The sequence below is a fragment of the Bradyrhizobium sp. LTSP885 genome (genome assembly GCF_000938305.1).
Lineage (GTDB): Bacteria > Pseudomonadota > Alphaproteobacteria > Rhizobiales > Xanthobacteraceae > Bradyrhizobium.
The window spans coordinates 36,685-45,710 of record NZ_JYMT01000010.1 but is presented as its reverse complement, the minus strand read 5'-3'; the positions used below and the strand labels follow the sequence as shown (position 1 = coordinate 45,710).

Annotated in this window: 4 protein-coding genes; 1 reads left to right on the top strand and 3 read right to left on the bottom strand. The window is 66.1% G+C overall.

Features of this window, described 5'->3' with window-relative positions:
* Positions 1-751: 751 nt before the first annotated feature.
* Positions 752-2,224 (top strand): sensor domain-containing diguanylate cyclase, encoded by a 1,473-nt coding sequence (locus tag UP09_RS06550; RefSeq protein WP_245301764.1) that lies wholly within the window; start codon positions 752-754, stop codon positions 2,222-2,224.
* A 41-nt stretch (positions 2,225-2,265) separates the two neighbouring features.
* Here the strand turns inward: UP09_RS06550 and UP09_RS06545 are convergent, their stop codons facing one another.
* The 3 genes from UP09_RS06545 to UP09_RS06535 are packed head-to-tail and all read right to left on the bottom strand — an operon-like array spanning position 2,266 to position 8,971.
* Entirely contained in the window at positions 2,266-3,144 is an 879-nt protein-coding gene (locus tag UP09_RS06545) for a transglutaminase family protein (protein ID WP_044537262.1), read from the bottom strand.
* On the bottom strand, positions 3,141-5,684 hold the full coding sequence (locus UP09_RS06540; protein WP_044537261.1) for a circularly permuted type 2 ATP-grasp protein: 2,544 nt from the start codon (positions 5,682-5,684) through the stop codon (positions 3,141-3,143). Before UP09_RS06540 ends, UP09_RS06545 begins: the two co-directional genes overlap by 4 nt.
* Positions 5,685-5,704: 20 nt before the next feature.
* Positions 5,705-8,971, bottom strand: a complete 3,267-nt coding sequence (locus tag UP09_RS06535; protein WP_044537407.1) for a transglutaminase family protein — start codon at positions 8,969-8,971, stop codon at positions 5,705-5,707.
* Between the last annotated feature and the right edge of the window lie 55 nt (positions 8,972-9,026).

The following is a 9,026-nucleotide window of genomic DNA, read 5'->3' as shown; positions in this document are numbered from 1 at the left end:
GGGCTGGAACCGAGAGGCCGCGGCGTACTGGGTCGCCCGGTCGAGCCGGGCGATGACAGCGGTGGATGTGGCTGCGCATTCTCGCGACATGATTTGTCCGAGCTTTGCATTTCGTTTGCCCTCTTATTGAGCAGAGGGCGCAGGGAAAGCCGGGTGCCGATCGCACCCATGGGCCCGGTGCAACAAAAAGCACCGGGGTAGGACCACAGGTGTAACCGGGAACTCCGGCTTTCCCTGCACGATGGTTTTACGGTTTCCTTCGTGCTCTCCCCGGTGAGCGCTTTGTTGCCACCGTTGTCTCTGAGAAGCGTCAGCTTCTCTAGAAACTTTCCGCCTGCATTGCAGCGTCAGGACCACACGACTTCGCCGTCCGCCTCACGCGCTCTCGTCAGTTGCGCATTCGGCGTCCACCGCATCCCACCGCGCGTTCGTGACGTGCGCTCGCCCCTCAATCGGGTGGGACGGCATATCTATATCACTGAGTTGCGATTCTGAAAATCGGAATATTTTTCACGCGAGGGCTTGACGGGTTTTTGCTGAGTTGCCCGACAGGCAGTTTTTGCATGGCTCACGGCCCTCATTCCGGGGGAATGCGCCATGGTTAATCACCCCCTAACCGGCTCGAATAAATTGCGTCCGGTTCACGCCGGCTTTCTCAATCCGATGCCCCCATAAACGCGGCCCAAGCACGGGGGTGCGGGGAATTTCGGGGAAGCGAGCAATGCACGGGATTTTGCCACGACCGAGGACAGTGCCAGCCAAACGGCTGTTCGCACTCGGCATCGGCCTCATCCTCTGCTTTTGCGCAGTCTGCGCGGCCATCCTCTGGGAGATGGCGCAGAAGGACTACCAGCACGCGAAGGAAGCATCGACCAACCTCGTCGCCAGCATCGCAAGCGAGATCGACCGCAACATCGAGCTCTATGATCTCTCGCTGCAGGCTGTCGCCGACGGCGTGAAGCTGCCCGAGATCAACAGCATCAGCCCGGAACTTCGGCAGGTCGTGCTGTTCGACCGGGCCGCAACGGCCAAGGATCTCGGTTCAATTCTCGTGCTGAACCCGGCCGGCGACGTCATGCTCGATTCCACAACGTTGACGCCGCCGCCGGCGAATTTCGCCAATCATGATTTCTTCCGGGTCCATCAAACGCGATCGGCCGCGGGATTGTACATCAGTGCGCCCTGGGTCACCCAGCAAGGCGAATATCTGATCAGCCTGAGCCGGCGCATCAGCGACAGCGACGGCTCGTTCGCCGGCGTGGTCGCCGGCAGCATGCGGCTCAGCTATTTCCACAATCTGTTCCGGAAGCTGAGCTTCGGCCCCAACGACAGCATGACGCTGTTCAACACCGACGGCGCGATGCTGATGCGGGCGCCGTTCGACATCGGCAAGATCGGGCAAAGCATCCGGGACTCCCAAGCCCTCAAGCAGTTTCCGGCACGGCAATCCGGCTCCTACGTCACGAAATCGGTCGTCGATCGCGTCAGCCGGCTCTACGTTTTTCAGCAGGTCGGGCACCATCCCCTCATCATTGCCCAGGGTCTCGCGCTCGACGGCATCTATGCCGACTGGTGGCAACAGCTTTGGCTGATCGGCGGCGTGGTGGCCGCACTCGGCGGCTTCTCGATCGTCCTGATGTTCTACCTGGTGGCGGCCGTCAAACGGCGGGCCGCGGCCGAAGACCGGCTGGCGCACCTCGCCAGCACCGATTCACTGACCGGCCTGGCCAACCGCCGCCGCCTCGACAATACCCTGGACGTCGAATGGCGCCGCGGCATGCGCGCGAAGGCGCCGGTCTCGGTCCTGATGATCGATGTCGATCATTTCAAGATCTTCAACGACACCTACGGGCATCAGGCCGGCGACGCGGTGCTTGCCACCGTGGGGCAGTGCATCGCAACCAGCACCAAGCGCGCGACCGACCTTGGCGCACGCTATGGCGGCGAGGAGTTTTCCGTGCTGCTGCCCGGCATCGGCAAAGTGGGAGCGCTGGAAGTCGCCGAACAGATTCGCGCAAGGCTGACGACCGCCCGCGCATCGCAGGGTGAGCTGCCGACCGTCAGCATCGGATTGGCTTGTCTCGTTCCCGACCATGAGCGCACGTCACGCGATCTGATCAAGGCGGCGGACCTTGCCCTTTATGAAGCCAAGCGTGAGGGCCGCGACCGCGTCGTCGTCAGCCCGGTCGGGTGGGACAAATCGAGCAAACGGCGCGTGGCCTGATCGAGGCGTTGGCGCCAACGAGTGCGCCCGCCTGTTTCCGCTCATTCCACCAGCAGCACGTCCACCGCAACGTTGAGCTTCTGCTTGCGCGCGCCGACGATGACGCCGTCGACCGGCGAGACGTCGGAGAAGTCGCGCCCGACGGCAAGGATGATGTGGTCGCTCGCGACGACGAGATCGTTGGTCGGATCGAACCCGATCCAGCCGAGTTCGGCGCCACACCAGACCGAGACCCAGGCATGGGTCGCGTCCGCGCCCTGCAGCCGCGGCTGGCCGGGCGGCGGAATGGTGCGCAGATAGCCAGAGACATAGGCGGCCGGCAGGCCGAGCCCGCGCAGCCCTGCGATCATCACATGGGCAAAATCCTGGCAGACGCCGTGGCGCTTCTCGAACACCTCCTTCAGCGGCGTCGAGATCACGGTCGCCTTCGGATCGTATTTGAAGTCGGTGCGGATGCGGCGCATCAGGTCGGCGGCGCCTCGCAGGATGCCGCCGCCGGGCGCAAAGCTCGCCGACGCATAGGCGGTCACCGGCCGCAGCACCGGTACCAGCGCGCTGGCGAAGACATAGCCGACCGGCGAGTCCGCACCCAGGCTCGAGGCCTCGAAGGCGACGTCACGCACGGTCTCCCATGACGGACTCGCGGTATCGCGGGGCGGCGCCTGCCGTTCGACCGAGACGCGCGAGCGCGAATCGATGCGAAGGTTGCGGTGGGCGGTCTCGATCAGCACGTTCTCGGTCAGCGTGCCGAAGAAGTCCCGCCTTGCCGTGCGCTCCGCGGGCTTCGGCCTGATCTCGACACTGTGGGAGATCAGCTGCTGGCCGTCGCCGCTGAGTGGCTCCAGCCGCAGCGAGCAGCGCGCGAAGCTGACCTGGGTCTCATAGCTGTAGGTCGTGACGTGACGGATGTCGTAGATCACGCCAGCCCCGTGAGCTTCTCCGGCCGGCTGGCGTTCGGTCCGTGCGGGAAGTAGTGCAGCCCGATTGCGTCGGCGAGGCTCAGCAGGTCCTGCTCCAGCGCGAACAGCGCCTTGACGTCGAGCGCCGTGGCCTCCGCCGTCGTCAGCATCGCCTCCAGTGCGACTGCCAGGCGCTGCGGCCGCTCGATCATCCCATGCTCCTTCAGGCTCGGCAGCGCGGCGACATGCTCGTTCAGGCAGGCGACCTGGAACACCACCGAGCGCGGATTGTAGGGATCGAGCACCGCCAGATCGCGCACCGGCGCCAGCAGCGGCTGCACCAGATAGCGTGAGCGATAGGTGATCTGGCAGTCGACCAGCGTCAGCAGGACGTCGAGGTCTTCGTCGCCGGCATCGTCATAAGCGAACTGGCGGGCGAAGCGCGTGGTGTTGATGGCGCGCTCGGCGCGGCGGCCCATCTCCAGGAAGCGCCAGCCGGCGGCACGGTTCATGTTCTCCTGCGCCAGCCCGGCAAAGCTTGCCAACTCCTGCAGCGTCAGCTCGGCGGCGCTAACGACGCCGTCGTCATCATGAACCTCGATGGCGAGGCGCTCGGCCATTTCGGTGATGACCTGCCAGGCATCCGGCGACAGCCGCTCGCGCAGCGAGGTTGCGGTGCGCTGCGCCGATCGCACCAATGACAGCGCCGAGCCGGCTTTCTCCTCGCTCTGCAGCGCTTCGAGTGCGACCTTGGCGGGATTGGCGCGCGCGGTCTGCGAGGACGCGCCCCAGGCAACCAGCATGCGCTGGATCCGCTCAGCCGAATGCAGCGTCGGCGCGGTGCCGGTGGCATTCGTGCGGGCCGGATCGCGCAACGGCGTGCCCAGCGCACGGATCAGCCGCATGGTCGCCTCGGCGCGCTCGAGATAGCGGCCGAGCCAGAACAGATTGTCCGCGGCGCGGCTCGGCAGCACGCCGGCGATGCGGCGGATGCGCACCGTGTCGACCGCAGGCAACAGCGTCGAGGTTGCAACCGCCTTGTCGGAGACGATCCAGACGTCGGCCGAAACAGCGCCATCGCCCATCGACACCGCGCGTGCATCCGCCCGTTCGGCGATCCGGCACAAGCCGCCGGGCAGCACAGTCCAACCGTTCGGCGTCGCGGCTGCGAACACCCGCAGCGCGAAGGGACGCGGCGCGATGCGGCCGTTCTCCCAGACCGGCGTGGTCGAAAGCCTCACCAGCTCCTGCCCGACATAATCGATGCCGCGATTGGCGATCGCATCCTTGAGCCGGTCGCGCTCGCTTGCCGGCAATTGGCCAGGAAGCACCGGGCCATTGCCGGGGAAGCCGGGAGCGCCGCGGCCATAGGCACCCTCGATCGCGAACTCGTCGAGCCGCGACAGCACCTCCTCGCGGGCCGCTTTCTGGCCGCACCACCAGGTCGCGATGTGCGGCATCGCCAGATCTTCGCCAAGCAGCCGCCGGCAGAGATTGGGCAGGAAGCCGAGCAGCGCGCGTGCCTCCAGCACCCCCGAGCCCGGCATGTTGGCGACCACGACACCCTGTTTGCGCAGCACCTCGACGAGGCCAGGCACGCCGAGATAGGAGGATGAATCGAGCTCGAGCGGATCGAGCATGTTGGAATCGACCCGGCGCAGCAGCACGTCGAGCCGCTTCAGCCCAGCCACGGTGCGGATGTGGACGCGATCGCCCGAGACCGCGAGATCGTCGCCTTCGACCAGCAGGAAACCCAGATAGCGCGCCAGCGTGGCGTGCTCGAAATAGGTCTCGCTGAACGCGCCGGGCGTGAGCAGGCCGATCCGCGGTTCGTCGCGATCGGCGCTGGCGCGCAAGGAATCGCGGAACTGTTCGAAGAACGGCGCCACGCGCTCGACATTCATCGACTTGTAGAGATTGGAGAAGGCGCGCGACAGCACCAGGCGATTTTCCAGCGCATAGCCCGCGCCGGACGGCGCCTGCGTGCGGTCGCCAAGCACCCACCAGCGGCCATCCGGCCCGCGGCCGACATCGGCGGCGTAGAGATGCAGATAGCGGCCGCCCGCCGGCTTGATACCGCTGACCGCGCGCAGATATTCGCCGCTGCCGGCAATCGCCGCGGCGGGAACAGCGCCATCAGCGACCAGACGGCCCTCGCCGTAGAGATCGCCGAGCACCATTTCCATCAGCTGCGCGCGTTGCGCGACCGCGGCGGCCAGTTGGCGCCAGTCGGCGGCGTCAATCAGCAGCGGCAAATGGCTGAGCGGCCAGATCCGGTCGGCGGTATCGCCGGGCGCGCGATAGGTGACGCCGGCCTCGCGCAGATGCCGGTCGGCGGCGGCGAATCGCCGCTCGATATCGGCCGGCGACAGCGCGGCAAAGGCATCGAAGAAACGGGTCCAGACCGGACGTGGCGCACCGTCCTGCGCGATATATTCGTCGGGAATGCCGGGAAGCCGGGCGTAATCGCGGGTCCATTGCGCCGTCCGGCGCTGGCCGGGACGGGCCCTGCTCTCCTGACTGCTGCCTTGGCTGCTTCCTTGGCCACCCGAACCGGTCATTGCACTTCCCCTGCCCTCAATTAGTGCAGGAGCGGCGTCCGCAAGTCGAGGGTCAACGGAAACTCAACTGTGCGTTCCTCCGGCGGCGGCTCGATCGGGCCTGGGGTATGGCCGTGATCCTGGAATCGCGCCAGCCGCCGCGCCTCCGCCTCGTAGGAATTGACCGGTTTGGTCTCGTAGTTGCGGCCGCCGGGATGGGCGACGTGATAGACGCAGCCGCCGAGCGAGCGGCCATTCCAGGTGTCAATCAGATCAAACGTCAGCGGCGCATGCACCGGAACGGTCGGGTGCAGGCCCGAGGCCGGTTGCCAGGCCTTGAAGCGGACGCCGGCCACCGCCTCGCCGGCACGACCGGTCTCGGTCATCGGCATCCGCCGGCCGTTGCAGGTGATGACGTGGCGTCCCTCGACGAAGCCGGTCGCCTTGACCTGCAGCCGCTCGACCGAAGAGTCGACATAGCGCACGGTGCCACCAGCGGTGCCCTCCTCACCGAGCACATGCCAGGGCTCCAGCGCCTGGCGCAGCTCGAGGCTGACACCGCCGTGATGGATGCGGCCGAAGGCGGGGAAGCGGAATTCGAGCTGGGCCTGGTACCATTCCGGCTCGACATCGTAGCCGGAGTGCTTGAGCTCGGCGAGCACGCCCAAGAAATCCTCCCAGAGGAAATGCGGCAGCATGAAGCGGTCGTGCAGCGCGGTGCCCCAGCGCACGAATTTGCCCTGCTGCGGCTCGCGCCAAAGTTTGGCGATCAGCGCGCGGATCAACAGCTGCTGCGCCAGCGACATCCGCGGATCGGGCGGCATTTCGAGCGCGCGGAATTCGACCAGGCCAAGCCGGCCGGTCGGGCTGTCGGGGGAATAGAGCTTGTCGATGCAGATCTCGGCGCGGTGGGTGTTGCCGGTGATGTCGACCAGGATGTGCCGGAACAGCCGGTCGACCAGCCAGAGCGGCGCGTCCATGCCCGACGGCGGCACATGCGCGAGCGCGATCTCGAGTTCATAGAGCCCGTCGTGCCGGGCCTCGTCGATGCGCGGCGCCTGGCTGGTCGGACCGATGAACATGCCGGAGAACAGGTAGGACAGCGACGGATGCCGCTGCCAGTACAGCACGAGGCTCTTCAAGAGATCGGGCCGGCGCAGGAACGGCGAATCCTCCGGCTTGCTGCCGCCGACCACGATGTGATTGCCGCCGCCGGTGCCGGTGTGGCGGCCGTCGATCAGGAAGCGGTTGGCCCCTAACCGCGTCTTCGCGGCGTCTTCGTAGAGCCCGAGCGTGATGTCCACCGCCGTGCGCCAGTCTTGCGCCGGCTGGACGTTGATCTCGATCACGCCGGGATCGGGCGTCACCTTGATGACCTCGATGCGCGGATCGTAAGGCGGCCCGTAACCCTCGACATTGACTTGCAGCTTAAGCTCTTCGGCAGTCGCCTCGAGCGCCGCGATCAGCTCGAGATAATCGTCGACCTTCTCGACCGGCGGCATGAAGGCACAGAGCACGCCATCGCGGACCTCGATCGACATCGCGGTGCGCACCGGGGCCGGCTCTTCAATGTCCTTGAGCGCCTGCTTCAGCTCCGGATCGATCTCGCCCAGCGCATCGCGCGGCGCCATCGGATCCTGCTCGATGATGTAGGGAAAATCTTCGGCAGCGACGTGTTCGAGCGAGCCGATCGGAAGCCGCAGGCCGAGCGGGGAATCGCCGGGAAACAAAAACAGATGGCTGCGGCGAATTGTCCAGCGCTCGCTGCGCCAGCGCGCCGGAATACGATCGGCAAGCGGCGACCAGCGCTGGATCGGCAGCACGTAGCCCTTCGGCGTCGTCAGTCCCTCGTCGAACACCCGCGCGATCCGTGCACGCTCTTCCGCATCGGCCAGTTTGGCATTGGCCGGGCTGACATTGGCCGGCAAACCCGCCTCGCGCTGCAGCCAGAACGCAGTGTCCTCGTAGGCGGGCATGACGTAATCCGGCTTCAGGCCGAGCTTCGCGGCGGTCCCGATCGCGAAGCGCTCCGCATCCGCGACCTCAGCTTTACGCGGATTTTCGACCGACGCGATCAGATCGGCGTTCTTCCAGATCGGCTTGCCGTCCTTGCGCCAGTACAGCCCGAAGGCCCAGCGCGGCAGGGTCTCGCCCGGATACCATTTGCCCTGGCCATAGTGCAGCAGGCCGCCCGGGGCGAAGCGCGTGTGCAGCTTGCGGATCAGCTCGTCGGCGAGCACGCGCTTGGTCGGGCCGACCGCGGCGACGTTCCATTCCGGGGACTCCAGATCGTCGATCGAGACGAAGGTCGGCTCGCCGCCCATGGTGAGGCGGACATCGTCCCTGGTCAGATCGGCATCGACCTGCTCGCCAAGTTTGTCGAGCCGTGCCCAGGATTCGTCGGAGAATGGCCTGGTGATCCGCGGCGCCTCGCGGATCCGCTTGACCGTCATCTCGAAGGCGAAATCGGTGTTGGCGAAGCCCGCGGTGCCGGTCACCGGCGCGGCCGAGCGATAATGCGGCGTGGCGCAGACCGGAATGTGCCCCTCGCCGGTCAGCATGCCCGAGGTGACGTCGAAACCGATCCAGCCCGCGCCAGGCAGATAGACTTCGGCCCAGGCGTGCAGATCGGTGAAATCGCTCTCGACCTCGCGCGGCCCTTCGAGCGGATCGATGTCGGGCCGCAGCTGGATCAGGTAGCCGGAGACGAAGCGCGTGGCGAGCCCGAGATGGCGCAGCGCCTGGATCAACAGCCATGCCGAGTCGCGGCAGGAGCCGGAGCCGGCCGCGAGCGTCTCCTCCGGCGTCTGGATGCCGGGCTCCATGCGGACGATGTAGCGGATGATCTTCCGCAGCTGCGCGTTCAGCTCGACCAGGAAATTGACCGTGCTGTCGGCTTTGCGCGGAATCTCCTTGAGGTACGCTGAAAGCAGCGGACCGGGCTCGCTCGTCTCCAGATAGGGCGCAAGCTCGGCCTTGAGATCGCTACTGTATTCGAACGGAAAGCTGAAGGCGGAGGGTTCGACGAAGAAGTCGAACGGATTGACCACGGTCATCTGCGCGGTGAAGTCGACCTCGATCTTGAGCTCGGTCGCCTTCTCCGGAAAGACGTAGCGCGCCAGCCAATTGCCCTGCGGATCCTGCAGCCAGTTCACGAAATGGTTCGCCGGCGTCACCTTGAGCGAATAGCTCAGGATCGGCGTGCGGGTATGCGGCGCGGGACGGAGCCGGATGGTCTGGGGCCCGAGATCGATCGGCCGGTCGTATTTGTAATGCGTGACGTGGTGCAGTGCGACGAAGATCGACACGGACAAGGGACTCCAGCAGCTTTTTTGAGCAGAACACTGGTGCGCGGGTGGATCA

Excerpts from the sequence above, each read along its gene's own strand:
- UP09_RS06540 (WP_044537261.1), bottom strand. The coding sequence starts at position 5,684 with ATGACCGGTTCGGGTGGCCAAGGAAGCAGCCAAGGCAGCAGTCAGGAG.